This is a genomic window from Tessaracoccus pujii (genome assembly GCF_055326215.1).
In genome coordinates, this window is the sequence record NZ_JBUZNP010000002.1 from 339,509 (window position 1) to 356,097 (window position 16,589).

General features: G+C 72.3%; 14 protein-coding genes. 4 read left to right on the forward strand and 10 right to left on the reverse strand.

Annotated elements, in window-relative coordinates:
* Window positions 1-12 precede the first annotated feature (12 nt).
* The 8 genes from murD to mraZ all read right to left on the reverse strand — a co-directional run bounded on the left by murD (window position 13) and on the right by mraZ (window position 9,670).
* On the reverse strand, window positions 13-1,482 hold the full coding sequence (murD, locus tag ACZK5N_RS03650; RefSeq protein ID WP_459020127.1) for a UDP-N-acetylmuramoyl-L-alanine--D-glutamate ligase: 1,470 nt from the start codon (window positions 1,480-1,482) through the stop codon (window positions 13-15).
* Window positions 1,464-2,534 carry a phospho-N-acetylmuramoyl-pentapeptide-transferase gene (gene mraY / locus ACZK5N_RS03655; protein WP_459020128.1) on the reverse strand — a complete coding sequence of 357 codons (1,071 nt, stop codon included), beginning with the start codon at window positions 2,532-2,534 and terminating at the stop codon, window positions 1,464-1,466. Before mraY ends, murD begins: the two co-directional genes overlap by 19 nt.
* Window positions 2,531-3,970, reverse strand: coding sequence for a UDP-N-acetylmuramoyl-tripeptide--D-alanyl-D-alanine ligase (locus ACZK5N_RS03660; RefSeq protein WP_459020129.1), 1,440 nt, complete (start codon window positions 3,968-3,970; stop codon window positions 2,531-2,533). The genes mraY and ACZK5N_RS03660 overlap by 4 nt, the downstream gene beginning before the upstream one ends.
* Window positions 3,948-5,507 (reverse strand): UDP-N-acetylmuramoyl-L-alanyl-D-glutamate--2,6-diaminopimelate ligase, encoded by a 1,560-nt coding sequence (locus tag ACZK5N_RS03665; protein WP_459020130.1) that lies wholly within the window; start codon window positions 5,505-5,507, stop codon window positions 3,948-3,950. The genes ACZK5N_RS03660 and ACZK5N_RS03665 overlap by 23 nt, the downstream gene beginning before the upstream one ends.
* The gene (locus ACZK5N_RS03670; RefSeq protein ID WP_459020131.1) at window positions 5,507-7,630 is read right to left on the reverse strand and encodes a peptidoglycan D,D-transpeptidase FtsI family protein; all 2,124 of its coding nucleotides are present in this window, start codon (window positions 7,628-7,630) and stop codon (window positions 5,507-5,509) included. Before ACZK5N_RS03670 ends, ACZK5N_RS03665 begins: the two co-directional genes overlap by 1 nt.
* A 2-nt stretch (window positions 7,631-7,632) precedes the next feature.
* The gene (ftsL, locus tag ACZK5N_RS03675; protein ID WP_459020132.1) at window positions 7,633-8,142 is read right to left on the reverse strand and encodes a cell division protein FtsL; all 510 of its coding nucleotides are present in this window, start codon (window positions 8,140-8,142) and stop codon (window positions 7,633-7,635) included.
* A complete protein-coding gene (gene rsmH / locus ACZK5N_RS03680; protein WP_459020134.1) occupies window positions 8,139-9,101 on the reverse strand; it encodes a 16S rRNA (cytosine(1402)-N(4))-methyltransferase RsmH in 963 nt (320 codons plus the stop codon). Before rsmH ends, ftsL begins: the two co-directional genes overlap by 4 nt.
* Window positions 9,102-9,235: 134 nt before the next feature.
* Window positions 9,236-9,670, reverse strand: coding sequence for a division/cell wall cluster transcriptional repressor MraZ (gene mraZ, locus ACZK5N_RS03685; protein ID WP_459020135.1), 435 nt, complete (start codon window positions 9,668-9,670; stop codon window positions 9,236-9,238).
* Between the two features lie 168 nt (window positions 9,671-9,838).
* Between mraZ and ACZK5N_RS03690 the strand changes: the two genes are divergently transcribed.
* Genes ACZK5N_RS03690 through ACZK5N_RS03705 form a run of 4 tightly spaced genes read left to right on the forward strand, consistent with a single transcriptional unit; the run spans window position 9,839 to window position 14,628 of the window.
* A complete protein-coding gene (locus ACZK5N_RS03690) occupies window positions 9,839-10,804 on the forward strand; it encodes an AAA family ATPase (RefSeq protein WP_459020136.1) in 966 nt (321 codons plus the stop codon).
* A gap of 43 nt (window positions 10,805-10,847) precedes the next feature.
* A complete protein-coding gene (locus ACZK5N_RS03695) occupies window positions 10,848-12,035 on the forward strand; it encodes a DUF58 domain-containing protein (RefSeq protein ID WP_459020137.1) in 1,188 nt (395 codons plus the stop codon).
* A complete protein-coding gene (locus ACZK5N_RS03700; RefSeq protein ID WP_459020138.1) occupies window positions 12,032-14,191 on the forward strand; it encodes a transglutaminase TgpA family protein in 2,160 nt (719 codons plus the stop codon). The genes ACZK5N_RS03695 and ACZK5N_RS03700 overlap by 4 nt, the downstream gene beginning before the upstream one ends.
* A gap of 44 nt (window positions 14,192-14,235) precedes the next feature.
* Window positions 14,236-14,628 (forward strand): SCO2097 family morphological protein, encoded by a 393-nt coding sequence (locus tag ACZK5N_RS03705; protein ID WP_459020139.1) that lies wholly within the window; start codon window positions 14,236-14,238, stop codon window positions 14,626-14,628.
* A gap of 6 nt (window positions 14,629-14,634) precedes the next feature.
* On the opposite strand, the gene ACZK5N_RS03710 is transcribed toward ACZK5N_RS03705, so the two are convergent.
* Both ACZK5N_RS03710 and dinB read right to left on the reverse strand, forming a co-directional pair.
* The gene (locus tag ACZK5N_RS03710; RefSeq protein WP_459020140.1) at window positions 14,635-15,363 is read right to left on the reverse strand and encodes a gamma-glutamyl-gamma-aminobutyrate hydrolase family protein; all 729 of its coding nucleotides are present in this window, start codon (window positions 15,361-15,363) and stop codon (window positions 14,635-14,637) included.
* A gap of 37 nt (window positions 15,364-15,400) precedes the next feature.
* Window positions 15,401-16,588, reverse strand: a complete 1,188-nt coding sequence (gene dinB, locus ACZK5N_RS03715; RefSeq protein ID WP_459020141.1) for a DNA polymerase IV — start codon at window positions 16,586-16,588, stop codon at window positions 15,401-15,403.
* Window position 16,589: the final 1 nt, after the last annotated feature.

Here is a 16,589-nt window from a genome sequence, read left to right on the forward strand (position 1 = left end):
CGGGTTTCCTCCTTATCCGGCTAGGTACCGCTGCACCGCCTCGGCGAACTTCTCGCCTCTGGCTGAATAGCTGTCGAACATGTCCAGGCTGGCGCATCCCGGGGAGAGCAGCACCGTGTCCCCCGGACGCGCCAAGGCACCCGCCAGGGCAACCACCTCGTCCATCACCCCAGTCTCAGTGCTGTCCAACACGTGGACGGGGACCTCGGGCGCGTGTCGGGCAAGCGCGTCGGCGATGAGCCGACGATCCACGCCGATGATCACCGCACCGCGCAGCTTGGCCCGGTGGTGCCGGATGAGGTCGTCGAACGTGGTGCCCTTCGCCTGGCCGCCCGCGATCCACACGAACGAATCGAAGGCCTGCATGGCCGAGTTGGCCGCGTGCGGGTTCGTGGCCTTGGAGTCGTCGACCCATCGCACTCCCCCGTCGTCGGCCACCTGCTGGATCCGGTGGCCGGCCAGCCGCAGCCGCTTGAGTCCACCGGCCACCGACGACGCCTTGACCCCGTAGCTGCGCGCCAGCGCCGCCGCCGCCAGCGCGTTGGCCACGTTGTGCGGTGCGTAGGGCTGGACGTCGGCCACCTTCGCCAGCTCCATGGCCGAATCGCGACGCTGTTCGACGAAGGCGCGGTCCACGATGAGGTCGTCGACGATGCCGAGCATGGAGACGGCCGGCGTGCCGAGCGTGAAACCGACGGCACGGGCTCCCTCCACGACGTCGGCCTCCTCCACCATGGTCTCGGTCATCGGCTCGGCCACGTTGTAGACGCAGGTGTGCGTGACGCCGTGGTAGATCTTCGCCTTGTCCGCCGCGTAGCGGGCCATGGGGTCGCCGTCGCCCTCGTACCACTCGAGGTGGTCCGGGTGGAGGTTGAGGACCGCGGCCGAGTGAAGGTTGACGTTGTTCATCCAGTGCAACTGGAAGCTGGACAGCTCTACGGCGAACACGTCGTAGTCCACGTCGTCGAGGATCGCCTCGATGATGGGGCGGCCGATGTTGCCGACGGCGGCGGCCTTCCTGCCGTCGGCGATGAGCATGGATTCGAGCATCTGGGTGGTGGTGGTCTTGCCGTTGGTGCCGGTGACCGCCAGCCACGGGATGGCGCGGTCCGGCTGCATCATGCGCCAGGCCAGTTCGGTCTCGCCCCAGATGGGGACGCCCTCCGCGACGGCCTGACGCAGCAGCGGCGCGCTGGGGCGCCAGCCCGGCGAGGTGACCACCAGATCCGTGCCGGGAGGCAGGTGCGCGGTGGATCCCGGGCCGAGCAGCACCGTCGCGTCGAGGTGCTGCAGCAGGGTGGCCTTGTCCGCGTGGGCCTCCGACTCGTCGAGGACCACCACCCGGGCGCCGAGCGAGATGAGGCCGTCGGCGGCGGCGAAGCCGGACACGCCGAGGCCCGCGACGACCACCTGCGCCGACGGCCAGTCCGAGAGACGCGTGGCGTCGTTGATCCAGTCCACGGTCACTGACCCACCACCCATTCGGCGTAGAAGACGCCCACGCCCAGCGCCACGCAGAGGCCGCCGATGATCCAGAACCTGATCACGACCGTCACCTCGTCCCAGCCCAGGAGCTCGAAGTGGTGATGGATGGGCGACATCTTGAAGATGCGCTTGCCCTTGGTGGCCTTGAAGTAGCCCACCTGCAGCACGACGGAGCCCACCTCGATGACGAACAGGAGGCCGAGGATGACCAGCAGCAGTTCGGTGCGGGTCATCATCGACAGGCCGGCCAGGGTGGCGCCGATGGCCATCGAGCCGGTGTCGCCCATGAAGATCTTGGCCGGCTTGGCGTTCCACCAGAGGAAGCCGAAGCAGGCGCCGGCGAAGGCGATGGCGACCACCGCGAGGTCGTGCGGGTCGCGCACCTCGTAGCAGCGGGGCCCGGCGGTGGAGGTGCGTGCGCACCACTGGTTGAACTGCCAGATGTTGATGATGGCGTAGGCCGCGAACACGAGTGTCGCGCTGCCGGCGGCCAGGCCGTCGAGGCCGTCGGTGAGGTTGACGGCGTTGGACCAGGCCATGATGAGGAAGATGATGAACACCACCGCAAGCACCAGGGGCAGCGTCAGCCAGGGGAGGTCGCGCAGGAAGCTCACGGCAGGTGAGGCGGGGGTCAGGCCGCGGTCGTCGGGGAAGTTGAGGGCGAGCAGCGCGAAGGTGCCGCCGATGGCGAACTGCCCGATCAGCTTCCCGCGCGCGGTCAGCCCGAGGCTGCGCTCCTGCGAGATCTTGGCCCAGTCGTCGAGGAAGCCGAGGAACCCCATGCCGACGGCGAGCCCGACCAGCAGGACGCCCGACAGGCTGGGCGCCTGCCACCTGACCAGGTGGGAGAGGAAGTAGGCCAGCACGGCCGAACCGATGATGACGAGCCCGCCCATGGTGGGCGTGCCGCGCTTGACGTAGTGCGCCGTCGGTCCGTCCTCACGGATGAACTGGCCGTACTGGCGGCGGGTGAGGAACTTGATGAGCAGCGGGGTGCCCACCATGGCGAACAGCAGGGACAAGGCCCCTGCCGTCAGGATGTTGATCACTGGTCGCCTCCGTTTCCGTCCGCGAGCTCCGCCGCGACCGTTTCCAATCCGACGCCGCGGGAGCCCTTGATGAGCACCACGTCGCCGGGTGCCAGGGTAAGGGAAGCGGCCACCGAATCCCGATCCGAGACGCGCGCGGACAGCCCTTCGGCGGCCGCGCCGGCCACCACGTGCTCGGCCAGTCCCCCCACCGCGACGACCTCGGCGACGCCGAGATCTGCCGCGAGCCGGCCCACCTCCTCGTGCAGCGCCGGAGCCATCGGGCCCAGCTCCAGCATGTCGCCCAGCACGGCGACGACGCGGGCCTCCGGATGCTCGGTGCGGGTGCCCTGGCCCAGCTCGACGGCGGTGCGCAGTGCCACCGCCATGGAATCGGGGTTGGCGTTGTAGGCGTCGTTGAGGATGAGGACCCCGTCGGCGCGCGGGTGCAGCTCCATCCGCCAGCTGGACCGGGGGGCCGCGCCCGAAAGGGCGGAGGCGATGAGGCCGAGGTCCAGCCCGGCGGCCACGGCGGCCGCGGCGGCCGCGAGCGAGTTGCCCACCTGGTGGCGCCCGATCACGGTGAGCGTCACGCGGGCGGTGCGCTCGCCCTCGCCGTCGTCGACCACGAGGTCGAAGGCGGCCTGGCTGAGGGCGTTGAGCGTGACGTTGCGGGCCGTGACCCGCAGCCCGCCGTCGGGCAGGTCGCCCTCGCCGAACCACGCGATGCGGGCCCGGGTGCGCCCGCGCATCGCCGCGACCGCCGGGTCGTCGGCGTTGAGCACGGCCCAGCCGTCCTCGGCGAGGCCCGCGACGATCTCGGACTTCGCCCGAGCCGTGGCCTCCACGCCACCGAACTCGCCGACGTGGGCGCGGCCCACGTTGAGGCACATGCCGATGTCCAGGCCGACCAGAGAGGTGAGCCACGCGATGTGGCCGACGCCCCGCGCGCCCATCTCGGAGACGAGATAGGCGGTGTCGTCGCCCACCCGGCAGGCGGTGAGCGGTACGCCGACCTCGTTGTTCTGTGAGCCTGCGGGGGCGACGGTGGGGCCGGCGGCCTCGAACACCTGCGCCAGGAGGTCCTTGGTGCTGGTCTTGCCGGAGCTGCCCGTCACGCCGATGCTGATCATGCCGCGGGCCCGGGCCTCGCGCACGATGCCGCGGGCCAGCCAGCTGAGGGCCGCCACGGAGTCCTCGGCCAGGATGTGCGGCACAGGCGCTGCCGTGAGGGCCTGGCCGATGACGGCGGCGGCGCCCGCCTCCACTGCGGCTGGGGCGTAGGCGTGGCCGTCGACCCGCTCGCCGGGAATGGCGACGAACAGGGCGCCGGGCGTGGCGGCCCGGTTGTCGATGACGACGTCCGGGCCCACCACGGCGTCGGCCGGGTCGCCGAAGAGTTCGACGGGTGCCGGCTGCATCAGCTCGACGAGTTCATTCAGTGTGCGCGGCCGCATCGGACGCCCCTTCCTCGGTCAGGCGGCGCCACGCTCGCGTCGCCTCCTCGACGTCATCGAAGTCGACGACGCGGTCCCCCAGGATCTGCCCGCGCTCGTGTCCCTTGCCGAGGATGGCCACCACCGTACCGGCGTCGGCCCCCCGGAGCGCGCTCTCGATCGCGGCGCGCCGCCCGGGCACCTCCCGGACCTCCGCCCCGGCCCGGCGGGACGCCTGGGCCCCGGCGAGGGTCTGGGCGCGGATGGCGGCGGGGTCCTCGGTGCGCGGGTTGTCGTCGGTGATGATGGTGAGGTCGCTCCCGCGGGCGGCCGCGGCCCCCATCTCGGGGCGCTTGTCCGGGTCCCGGTCCCCGCCGCAGCCCAGCACGGTGACGACGCGGCCGAGGCCGGCCAGGGCGTCGACGGCGGCTCCCACGGCCTGGGGGGTGTGCGCGAAGTCCACCACCACCAGGGGGGCGTCGTCGCCGAGGTCGACGCGCTGCATGCGTCCGGGGACCTGCGCGTGCCTCAGTCCGGTGAGGGCCGCCTCCGGGGGGACGCCCACCACCTCGAGCATCGCGAAGGCCACGGCGGCGTCGATCATGTTGTACTCGCCGGGCAGCGTCAGCTCCAATGCCAGCGGCTCCCCTGCCCGCGTCAGGGTGGCGCGACCGCCCAGCGGGGCGACGGCGCCGTAGCCGGTGAGGACGTAGTCGGCGTCCGGGGTGGTGCCGACGGTGACCAGCCGGCTGCGACCGTGCGTGGCCACGCGGTGGGCGATCTCGCGGCCCCTGGGATCGTCGATCCACACCACGCTCGCCGCGGCGCGGCCGGGGGCGAAGAGGCGGGCCTTGGCCTCGAAGTAGTCGTCGAGGTCGCGGTGGAAGTCCAGGTGGTCGCGGCCGAGGTTGAGGAATCCCACCACGTCGAAGGCCATGCCGTCGACGCGGCCCAGGGCGAGCGCGTGCGAGCTGACCTCCAGGGCCACGGCCCGGGCCCCGCGCTGCTGCATGAGCGCCAGGAGGGCCTGCAGGTCCGGGGACTCCGGCGTGGTCACCGTGCTGCGGGTGGTGCGCAGCTCCTCGGCGCCCAGCCTGAATCCGATGGTGCCGATGGTGCCCGCGAGCCGTCCGTCTGCGGCCAGCCCGGCCTGCAGCAGCGCCACCGTGGTGGTCTTGCCGTTGGTGCCGGTGACGCCGAGCATGGTCATGGCGCGGGCGGGCTCGCCGTAGAACCGGGCCGCCACCACGGCCGCCGCGTGGCGGGCGTCGTCGGCCAGGAGCACGGGCACGCCCAGCTCGGGGAGGAGGGCGCGGCCGGCCGCGTCCGTGAGGATGGCGGTGGCACCTGCCTCGACGGCGGTCTGCGCGAAGGACGCGCCGTGGCTACGGGTGCCGGGCAGGGCGACGTAGAGCCAGCCGGGCTCGACGGCCCTCGAGTCCAGCGTGACGCCCGCCACGGCCACGCCGGCCTGCGCATCGCCCAGCAGCGCCAACCCGTCGGCCAGCACCGCGAGCGGCGCGGGGGGCGGGGGCGCGGGGCGAAGCGGCGTGTCCATCAGCTGAACGTTAGCGGGATCTCAGGTGCGGGGGTCGTCGAGGGCGCCACGTTGTAGCGGGGCAGCGCGAGCTCCAGGATGTCGTTGACCGCCGGCAGCGCCAGCCGGCTGCCCAGGTTGCCGTTGGTGGGCTGGTCCAGCACCACGTAGACGAGGATCTGCGGATCCTCCGCGGGGGCCACGCCGACGAAGCTGGCGGTGTAGCCGTTGTAGCACTTGCAGGACGAGTCGAAGCGCTGGGCGGTGCCGGACTTGCCCGCGGTGCGGTAGCCGGGGATGGCGCGGTTCTCGTTGAGCCCGATCACGGCCTCCATCATCGTCAGCGTGGCGTCCGCGGCCTCCTCGGAGACGACGCGGCGGGTGGCGGGCTCCGGCAGCTCGACGGCCGTGCCGTCGGCCCGTTTGGCGGACTTCACGATGGTGGGTGCCACGTAGACGCCGCCGTTGGCGACGGTGTTGATGGCGGCCGCCATCTGGATGGCGTTGACCGACAGGGCCTGGCCGAAGGAGATCTGGTCGCGGGTGTAGTCCGCCATGTCCGCTCCGGGCAGGCTGCCGGGCGTCTCACCGGGGAGGCCGACGCCGGAATTCGAGCCCAGACCGAAATTGGTGAGGTAATCGGCGAGGGTGTCCTTCTCCATCTGCCGGGTCAGCAGGATGGTGCCGATGTTGGAGGACTGCGCCACCACCCCGGCGGCGGTGAGCTGGATGTCGCCGTGCTCGAAGGAGTCGCGCACGTACCCGGCGCCTGAGGCGATCCGCCCCGGAACCTTGACCTTGGTGCTGGGCGTGACCAGCCCCTGGTCCGCCAGGGCCGCCATGGTGAGCACCTTCTCCACCGACCCGGGCTCGTAGGCCTCCGTGACGGAGCGGTTGCCGAGGTCCTCGTTGTCGGCGCCGGCGGGGTTGGCGGAATCGTAGCCGGGCCAGTTGGCGAGGGAGAGGACCTCGCCGGTCTTGACGTTCATCACGACGGCCTTGCCGGTGGAGGCCCCCGCCTGCCGCACGTACTCGGCCAGGATCTGCTCGGTCATCCAGTTGAGGTCCGAGTCGATCGTCAGCTCGTAGGAGTCGCCGTCGACGGCCGGGGTCATGATGTTGGTGCCCAGCGGGATCCGGCCGTAGGTCGACCAGTCGAAGACCATCGCGCCGGCCGTGCCGTCGAGATTCTCGTTGAGGGCGTACTCGAGACCGGCGGCGCCCGCCCCGTCGCTGTTGACGAAGCCGACGATGTTGGCGGCGACGGAGCGGTTGGGGTAGACGCGGATGGGGTCCGGGTCGCCGAAGACGCCCTTCCAGGGGCGCGTCCCGTCCCCGCCCAGGCCGAGCTTCATGTCGGCCTGGATGGCCGTGTAGAGAGCGGCCGAGACCTTGCGCTCGACGATCTCGTAGCGGGAGTCCGGGGTGGCGATGAGGTCCAGGTAGGTGGACTTCTTTCCCCCGAGGTGCTTGACGAGGATGTCGGCGACGGCGTCCGGGGCGGCGGCGGCCTCCTCCTGCTTCTTCTCGCTCATGGCGTAGCGCTTGTCGGCCCCGTTGGTGCGGATCATGTCCGGGTCGATGGACACGATCATCGCGGGCTCGGTGGCGGCCATCACGACGCCGTTGCGGTCGGTGATGGTGCCGCGCGTGGCGGGCAGCTCGCGCGTGGACTGCATCTGCGCGGCGGCCTCAGCGGCGAACGCCTGGGCGTCGATGCCCTGGAGCTGGACGGCGCGGACGCCGGCGATGGACAGCAGGACCCCGAGGGTGACCATGAACACGCGGATCCGCACGCTGGTGCGCCCCACGGGCAGCCGCATCGTCTTGCGGTAGCGGCGCGCGGCGGGGGTGGCCGTGGGTGCCTTCGGGCGGGCGGGGCGCTTCGCGGCCGGTTTCGCGGCCGGGCGGGGGGCGGACTTCGATCCGCGGCCCGACGCGGTGCGGGCCGCGGCGGCGCGGTCGGCGGAGGTTCGGGCGGAGCCCTTGGCCCTGCCGGAGCCGGCGGCCTTGCCGGAGCCGGCGACCTTACCGGAGCCCGCGGACCTGCCGGAGCCCGCGGACCTGCCGGAGCCCGCGGACTTCCCGGAGCCGGTGCCGCGGGGGTCCTTGGCGGGACGAGGGGGCGGGGTACGGTCCGACACTGCTATGCCCCCGTCGTTCCGGCGGCGACGAGGTCGTCGGGCAGCTGGGGTGACGGGGCGACCGGCCTCGGCGTGGTGACGGTGGCCGACGCCGGCGGCGCCTCCGACCGGCGGCCGCGCAGGAAGGGCAGCTCGTCACCGGTCACGGGCGTGGGCACCCCGGTGACCGTCCCGTCGGCGAGGTGGATGAAGGCCGGGTACGGGTTGGGCACCATCCCGAGCTGCGAGGCGCGCAGCGCCAGCGCGTTGGCACTGGAGACCTTCTGCAGCTGGGAGGTCAGCGCGGCCTGGGTGTAGCCGAGCTCGGTGGATTCGCGGCGCAGCGCGGCGAGCTCGCGGGACTGGGCGCCCACCGACGTGGTGACCACCATCACCGCGCCGAGACCCGCCGCGACGAGCAGGAGCACGATGACGGCGAACCCCAGGGTGGACACGGCGGCCCCGGGCACCCTGACCACGCGCAGGCGTGGGGTGACGGTGGTGTCTGCGGCGGTGATCGGCTGGGCGCTCATGCGGTGGCCTCCCTGATGCGAACTGCGGCCCGGAGCCGTGCGGAGGCGGCCCGGGGGTTGGTGGCGGTCTCATGCGGGCTGGGCCGTTCGGCACCGCGGGTGAGCAGCGACAGCTCGGCCTTGAGGTTCTCGGGGACGATGGGGAGGTCCCGGGGGGCGCGGTCCGCGGACCTGGCCGCGAGGGTGCGCTTGACCAGCCGGTCCTCGAGCGAGTGGTAGGCGAGGACTGCGATCCGGCCACCCAGCGCCAGGGCGTCGACGGCGGCCGGCATCACGCCCTCCAGCGCCGCGAGCTCGCGGTTCACCTCGATCCGCAGGGCCTGGAACGTGCGCTTGGCGGGGTGGCCGCCGGTGTGGCGGGCAGCTGCCGGGATGGCGCCGGAGATGACCTCGACCAGCCGCCCCGAGCGCGTGAACGGCTCACGCGCACGCTCCGCGACGACGGCGCGGGCGATCCGGTCCGCGAACCGCTCCTCGCCGTACCACTTCAGGATCCGGGCAAGCTCCCCCGCGGAATACGTGTTGAGCACGTCCGCGGCCGTGGCGCCCTCCGTCGGGTCCATCCGCATGTCCAGCGGCGCATCGATGCGGTAGGCGAAGCCGCGGTCCGGGCGGTCGATCTGCAGCGACGACAGGCCGAGATCCAGCAGGATGGCGTCCACCGACGTGAGCCCGAGGTCCTCGAGCACGTCCGGCAGTTCGTCGTAGACCGCGTGCACCAGCGTGGCGCGCTCGGCGAGGGGACCGAGGCGTTCACGGGCGACGGCGTGGGCGTCGGGATCCCTGTCGATGCCGACGAGGCGGGCCTCGGGGCACGCCTCGAGCACGGCGATGGCGTGGCCGGCGAGGCCGAGGGTGCCGTCGACGTACACGGCGCCCGGGTGCTGCAGGGCCGGGCGCAGGAGCTCGACGATGCGGTCACGCATGACCGGATCATGAACGTCGGCGTAGCCCTGCATGTGTCTCGACCCTTGTCCTGTTGATTCGTGCGTGTTCGTCGTCTCGCGCCCCACCCGGAGGTTCCCTTCCGGAGTGGACCTGACCTCGGGGAAGTGAGGTCAGGGCCGCCGGCCGGGAGCCACCGGGTGGGCCGTCACAACCGTTGGAAGGTGGTGAGCTCGTCGTCCATCTCGGAGAAGTTCTCCTCGCTGGCCTGGGAGTACTTCTGCCAGGTCTCGGCGTCCCAGATCTCGGCGCGGTTCATCGCACCGATCACCACGACGTCTCGATCCAGGCCGGCGTAGTCGCGCAGGATCTGGGGAATGGTCACCCGCCCTTGCCGGTCCGGAACTTCGAAGCTGGCGCCCGCGGTCATCATGCGCTGGTAATCGCGGACCTGCTTCACGGTGCTCGGGGCGGACATGGCCTCGGCCATCAGCGCCTCGAACGTGTCCTTGGGGTAGACGGCCAACGCCCGCTCCTGCGTGCGGGTGACGACCAGTCCTGCCTCCAGTGCGTCGCGGAATCGCGCGGGGAGAATGAGGCGCCCCTTGTCGTCCAGCTTGGGTGTGTACGTCCCCAGAAACATGACCGAGCACCTCCTTTCGCTCCACTTTCCATCCACTTCACTCCATTTCGCCCCACCGTACCCCACTTCCCTCCACCAGCACACCACTTTTCGGCGTGTTGGCTGCGCATTGCGGCGCTCAACTACGCTGGAACTCGCCGTCCCGACCCGTCAGCCCAAGGAGTCCCGGTGAACCAACCCGCCACCCCCTCGCTCGCCGAGGTGTCCGAGCTCGCCCGCCGGATCGCTGAGGAGATGGGACGGGTCATCGAGGGCAAGCCGCATCAGATCCGGATGGCTGTGGCCGTGCTGCTGGCGGAAGGGCACCTGCTCATCGAGGACGTGCCGGGGGTCGGGAAGACGGTGCTGGCGAAATCGCTGGGCCGCGCCATCTCGGGCAACGTCAAGCGGATCCAGTTCACGCCGGACCTGTTGCCCAGCGACGTGACGGGCGTGTCGGTGTTCAACCAGTCGACGCGGGAGTTCGAGTTCAAGCCCGGCGGCATCTTCGCCCACATCGTGCTGGGCGACGAGATCAACCGCGCGTCTCCCAAGACACAGTCCGCGCTGCTCGAGGCCATGGCCGAGGGACAGGTGTCGGCGGACGGCCACACCTACCACCTGAGCGAGCCGTTCATGGTGATCGCCACCCAGAACCCCATCGAGATGGAGGGCACCTATCCCCTCCCCGAGGCGCAGCGGGACCGCTTCATGGCGAGGATCACCATGGGCTACCCGGCGCGGCAGGCCGAGGTGGCGATGCTCACGCACAACGCCGGCGGCGACCAGCTGGCGAGCATCTCGCCGGTCACGGACGCCGACGCCATCGCCGCCGCCATCCGCACGATCCGGACGGTCTACGTGGCGCCCGTGATCAACGACTACATCGTGGCCATCGTCGAGGGCACCCGGCACCACCCCGACCTGCGGTTGGGGGCCAGCCCCCGCGCGTCGCTGCACCTGATGCGGGCGTCCCGCGTCGAGGCGGCGCTGGCCGGCCGGGACTATGTGATCCCGGAGGACGTGCACACCCTGGCGGTGTCCGTGCTGGCGCACCGCGTGCTGCCCACCGTCGAGGCGCTGGTGTCGCGGCGTGACCCGGAGGGCATCGTCGCCGCCATCGTTGACGCCACCGCCGCGCCGAACAGGGGCTGACACGTTGCCGAAACGGGGCACACGGCTGACGGGCCGCGGCATCATGCTGCTGGTCCTGGGCGCCGCCGCCACCGTCGGCTCGGGCTACCTGGGTGAGCGGGACCTCATGTGGGTGGCCCTCACGCTCGCGGTCCTGCCGCTGCTCGCCGTCGGCTACCTGATCCTGGCGGGCCCACGGGTGAGCCACCAGCGCTCCCTGACCCCCGCCACCATCCCCGTCGGCTCCTCCACCCGCATCGTGCTGCAGGTGGCCAACCAGTCCCCCGCGCAGGCCAGCGCGCTGCGCTTCCTCGACGAGGCGCCCGAGGTGCTCGGCGGCGGGGCCCGCTTCGTCATCGCCCGCGGCTTCGGCCGGTGGCGCCAGGCCGTGGGCTACACCCTCGAGGCCGACCTGAGGGGGCGGTTCGAGGTCGGGCCCCTGCTCGGCAACGCCTCGGACCCCTTCGGGCTCGCCACCCGCACGTTCACCTCGGCCGGCGACTCCTCCCTCCTGCGCGTCACCCCGAGGGTGTGGCCGCTGGGCGAGCTCACGGGCGGGGCCGGGCTCGGCGCGGCGGGCGACGCCACGCCGCAGCGGATCGGCCAGGCGGGGCAGGACGACGTGCTGGTGCGCGAGCACCGCCACGGCGACGACATGCGGCGCGTGCACTGGAAGATGTCCGCCAAACAGGGCGATCTCATGGTCCGGCTGGAGGAGCACCCGTGGGACCCGTCGAGCACGCTCGTCGTGGACAACCGCCTCGCCGCCCACCGCGGGGAGGGGCCGACGGGAAGCCTCGAGTGGGCCGTCTCCGCGGTCACCTCCATCGCCGCGCTCCTGGTCGAGGGCCGCCACCGGCTCGCGGTGGTGGCGCCGTCGGGCACGGTGTTCGAGTCCGGACACGCCGTCGGGCACGGCGCCCAGCACGCCCTGCTCGAGGCGATGACGGACCTGGCGCCGTCGGAGGAGACGTGGCTCGGTCGCGCCGTCACGGACACGGAGGCGCTCACCTCGGCCGCCTCCATCATCGCCGCCACGGGCCTGCTGCGCGCGGCTGACGCGGCGGCGCTGGTCGCGGCGGGCGGGCGCGCGCGCAGCCTGGTGGCGCTGGTCCCCGACGCCCGGGCGTGGGGAGCTGTCGACGACGAGCACGACGACGCCTGCCGGCTCCTGCGCAACCACGGCTGGACCCTGGAGAGCTACCGGCCCGGCGAGCCGGTGCCGCAGGTGTGGACCCGGGTGTCGCGGTGAGATTCAGCTACCACCCCTGGACGAGCGTCGTGGCCGCCGTGGCCGTGTGGCTCGGGCTGCTCCCGCTGGCGACGATGGTGCAGGGCACCGGTTACCTCCTCGAGGCGGCCGTCGTGACGGCTGGGGCAGGCGTGCTCGGGGCGGGGTTGGCGGCGCTGCGGCTACCGCGGGCGCTGGTCCTCCTTGCCCAGATCCTGGCCGTCGGCGCCTACGTCGCCTGGCGGGCGACGGCGCTGGCCGGCGCCGGGATCATGGCGCCGGTCTCCTCCATCGGGTCACTGGTGGCCGAGGGGGTCCTCACCATCCGCACGGGCGCGGCGCCCGTCGAGCCCACCCCCGGCCTGATGTGGCTGATCGTGGCCCTCACCGCACTCCTCGTGCTGGTGGTGGAACTGCTGATCAACGTGCTGGAACAGCCGGGGTGGGCCATCGCACCGCTGGGACTGGCCTACGGCATCGCGGCCGTCACGCTGGTCACCGACCTCGAGTTCCCCTACCTGCTGCCCGTGGTGGTGGGCTACCTGGCCGTTCTGCTGAGCGCCACGGGCCTCGCCGACGAGGTCACCGGGAAGGCGTCGCGGGTGGGCGCCTACCTGCTGTCGCGCACGCAGGTGGCGGTGGCGGCCGGCGCGGTGGCCGTTGTTCTGGCCCTGTTACTGGCGCCGCTGGTGCCCCTGGGCGAGAAGCAGCCCTGGAACACCACGGGCCTCGACGGCCCCATCCAGCTGAGCGACCCGACGGTGCGCCTCGAGCAGGACCTCAAACGCCCCCAGGACAGCCGGGTGCTGACCTACCGCACAAGCAACGACGAGCCGGCCTACATCCGCACGGTCGCACTGCCGGAACTGAGCACGTCAGGGGCACGGCTCCTGCCCATGCGGCTGTCGCGCTTCGGGCTGTCGGGCGCCTACTCGTTCCCGGGCGAACGGGTGGAGGTCGAGGTCACCATGGCCGGCGTCCCCTCGGAATACCTCCCGGCGCCGTTCGCCGTCGACTCCATCGACGCCGCGGGGAGCTGGAGCTTCGACCCGGACACGATGAGTGTGGTGGCCTCCGGCCCGGACCGCCTCGAGCAGACCATCGACCTCACCTACTCAGTGGTCTCGACCATGCCCTCCCCGACGCGCGAGGACATCGAGGCCGCCGAGGCGGGCAGCACCGACGCGGTCACCCTGGCGGTGCCCGAGGGGCTGGACCCCGGGGTGGCCGAGCTGACCGCCGAGGTGGTGGCCGGCGCCGAGACCAGCGGCCAGAAGGCCCTTGCCATCCAGGAGTTCCTCCGCTCGGAGGAGTTCGCCTACTCCTTCGACGCGCCGCCGTCCACGGGGACCGACGCCATCAGCAGCTTCCTGCTCGACGAGCGGGCCGGCTACTGCATCCACTTCGCGGCCGCGATGATCACCATGGCCAGGACCGAGGGGATCCCCGCGCGCATGGCGATCGGGTTCGCGCCGGGCGAGCGCCTCGAGGACGGCTCCTTCGAGGTCACCGCCCACGACGCGCACTCGTGGCCCGAGCTCTACTTCGACGGCCTCGGCTGGATCCCGTTCGAGCCCACGCCTGCCTACGACGGGCCCACGGAGTACACCGATCCCGCCGCGCAGCCCTCGGAGAGCCCGTCGGCGTCGGCCTCGCCCAGCCCGTCGGCGTCCGCGACGCCCTCGGCCCTCCCGCCGGAGGCCCCCACGCCCACGCTCACCCCCACTGCGCCCGGCGGGTTCGGCGGAACCGACTGGACGATCTGGCTGCTGGTCGGGGTCGGCGTGCTGGTGCTGTTGGCCCTGCCCGCGCTCGTGCGCCTCATCCAGCGCTGGTGGCGGCTGCGGGGCGGGGACCCGAGGGTCGCGGCGGGGTCCGCCTGGCTCGAGGTGGAGTCGCTCTTCCGCGACTTCGGGCGCCCATGGCCCGACGGCTCCCCCGGACCCGTGGCTGTCGCGGCTGCCGAGGGGCTGGGCGCCAACGGCGCCGCCGCTCTCAAGGCGATCGCGCACACCGTCGAGGTCAGCCGGTTCTCGCGCACGGCCGCGGATCCCGGGCGGCTCCCCGCCGAGGTGCGGGCCCTGCGCGCCGCGCTGGTGGCGCGGTCCACGCCCATGGTCCGGGCCCGCGCGGTACTGCTTCCAGCCTCTCTCTGGAGGCGGGCTCCAGCGGGTTGACCCCGCGCATAGACTGGGATGAAAGGCTGGACGAGGGAGAACCAATGGCGCTTTCTGAGCAGGAACGCAAGCTGCTGGAGCAGCTTGAGGCGTCCCTCATGGCCGAGGACCCCAAGCTCGCTGATGCGCTGAGCGGGTCGTCGTCCATCCGGATCCACCGCCGTCGGGCGGCCGTCGCGGGGCTGGGCTTCATCGTCGGGGTCGTGGTGCTGCTCGTGGGCGTGCAGGTTCACCCGGCTGTGAGCGTGCTGGGCTTCCTGCTCATGCTCGGCGGGGCACTCATCGGCATCCACTCGTGGCGCCGCGTCGAGGACGACGGCGGGCACGCAAGCAAGCTGCGCCCGCAGGCCCCCAGGCCCCCGTCGTCCACCTCCTCGCAGGACTTCATGGACAAGCTCGAGGAGCGGTGGCGCCGCCGCCAACAGGGCGACCTCTGAGGCACATCAGGCGCTGAGCCGCTGCGCGCGTACGTGCGCCTCCAGCCAGGCGAGGAGCCCGGTCAGCTGAGCCGGCTCCGCCCCCGCGTCCTCCGGGTGCCACTGCACGGCCAGCACCGGGCGCTCCGGGTCCTCGAGGCCCTCGATGACGCCGTCATGCGTGGCCCACGCCGTGGCCACCAGGCCCGCGCCGAGCCGTTCGACACCCTGATGGTGAGAGCTGCGCACCAGTAGCTGCTCGCCGGGAAGGGCGTCGGCCAGCTGCGAGCCGGGCGCCACGTCGACGAGGTGATCGCGCATGCCGCGCTCGCCGTCCGGAAGCCGGTGGGTGAGGTGCGTGGGTAGGTGCTGGGCGATGTCACCGCCGTAGGCGACGTTGATGAGCTGGAGGCCGCGGCAGATCCCGAGCAACGGGCGGCGATCCGCCACGCAGGCCTGCACCACCGCGATGGAGCGGCGGTCCGCTGTGCCGAGATGGTCACCGGACCCGGGGTATTCGGAGCGGCCGTGGTACACCCGAGGGTCCACGTCGTGCCCGCCGAGCAGGACGACGGCGTCCGCCGCGGCCAGCGCGGTGTGCCACACGTGGTCTCCGCAGTCCTGCAGGCCGATGAGGGTGGCCTGCCACCCCTCGTCGGCGGCGAGGTCCACGGTGCGGTCCGCCAGGGCCGTGAGGAGTTCGCCGAAATGCCCGGGCTCGTAGCGGGAGGCGGGGGCGATGACAAGGAGCTTCATCTCACCCATCGTGCTCATGACGCGTTGCGAACGGGTATCAGGCGTGGATCAATCGGGGGTCCTTTCGGCGGGCGAGCCGGGCCCGTTGCACGGCATGCGGGCCGAACCGCAGCACCGCCTTGTCTATCGCCTCCTCCGCCTCCGCCCATCCGCGCGCCGGCTCGTCGAGGGCGGGCTGCTGGTAGGTGCTGGATCTGGGCACCAGCTTCTCCACCCGCACCCCCACCCGGCGGATCCGGGCGCGCTGGAGGTTGAGCCGGGTGAACAGGCGCATCGCCTCGGCGTAGACGTCGTTGGTGCGGTCCGTGGGCGCGGCGAGCGTGCCGGTGCGGGTGATCGTGGTGAAGTCCGCGAACCGCACCGAGAGCGTCACCGTGCGCCCCACCATGGACTGTGCCCGCATCCGCGAGGCTGTGCGGTCCGCCATCCGCAGGATTTCGGTGGCGACCACCTCCGCATCGTCGGTGTCCTGCGGGAACGTCTCCTGCGAGCCGACGCTGTGCTCCGCCGGCTCCCGGGACAGCACCGAGCGCTCATCGCGGCCCCAGGCGAGGTCCGACAGCAGCGCGCCCTGGCCGTCGCCGAGGGCCCTCTGCAGGGTGGCGCGGGGGGTGGTGGCGAGGTCCCGCACCGTGCTGAGCCCCAGCCGGTGCAGCCGCTCCGCCGTCGCCTCCCCCACTCCCCAGATGGCCTCCACCGGCAGCGGGTGCAGGAAGGCGATGACCTCCTCGTCGCGCACCCGCGCCAACCCGTCGGGCTTGGCCTGCTTGGAGGCCAGCTTCGCGATGAACTTGCTGGGGCCGATGCCGACGGAGCACGCCACCCTCTGCTCGTCCATCACCTGGGCGCGCAGCTGCTCCGCGACGGAGACCGGGTCTCCGCCCAGCCGGCGCAGCGCGGTGGTGAGGTCGATGAACGCCTCGTCGATGGAGGCCATCTCCACCTTGTCCGTCAGCGTGTCGAAGATCTCGCTGACGCCCGCCGAGACGGCGGAGTAGTGGTCGAAGTCCGGGTGGACGACGGCCACCTGGGGACACAGCCGCCGGGCCCGGCTCGATGGCATCCCCGCGCTGATCCCGAACCGGCGGGCCGGGTAGTTGGCCGAGAGCACCACCCCGCGGGTGGAGCCGCCGACGAACATCGGCACGTCGCGCAGCTGCGGGTGGCGGGCCATCTCCACCGACGCGTAGAACGCGTCCATGTCCACGTGTGCGATGACGCGCATG

Excerpts from the sequence above, each read along its gene's own strand:
- murD (WP_459020127.1), bottom strand. The coding sequence starts at position 1,482 with ATGGGTGGTGGGTCAGTGACCGTGGACTGGATCAACGACGCCACGCGT.
- ACZK5N_RS03660 (WP_459020129.1), bottom strand. The coding sequence starts at position 3,970 with ATGCGGCCGCGCACACTGAATGAACTCGTCGAGCTGATGCAGCCGGCA.
- ACZK5N_RS03665 (WP_459020130.1), bottom strand. The coding sequence starts at position 5,507 with ATGGACACGCCGCTTCGCCCCGCGCCCCCGCCCCCCGCGCCGCTCGCG.
- ftsL (WP_459020132.1), bottom strand. The coding sequence starts at position 8,142 with ATGAGCGCCCAGCCGATCACCGCCGCAGACACCACCGTCACCCCACGC.
- rsmH (WP_459020134.1), bottom strand. The coding sequence starts at position 9,101 with ATGCAGGGCTACGCCGACGTTCATGATCCGGTCATGCGTGACCGCATC.
- mraZ (WP_459020135.1), bottom strand. The coding sequence starts at position 9,670 with ATGTTTCTGGGGACGTACACACCCAAGCTGGACGACAAGGGGCGCCTC.
- ACZK5N_RS03695 (WP_459020137.1), top strand. The coding sequence starts at position 10,848 with ATGCTGCTGGTCCTGGGCGCCGCCGCCACCGTCGGCTCGGGCTACCTG.
- ACZK5N_RS03705 (WP_459020139.1), top strand. The coding sequence starts at position 14,236 with ATGGCGCTTTCTGAGCAGGAACGCAAGCTGCTGGAGCAGCTTGAGGCG.
- ACZK5N_RS03710 (WP_459020140.1), bottom strand. The coding sequence starts at position 15,363 with ATGAAGCTCCTTGTCATCGCCCCCGCCTCCCGCTACGAGCCCGGGCAT.
- dinB (WP_459020141.1), bottom strand. The coding sequence starts at position 16,588 with ATGCGCGTCATCGCACACGTGGACATGGACGCGTTCTACGCGTCGGTG.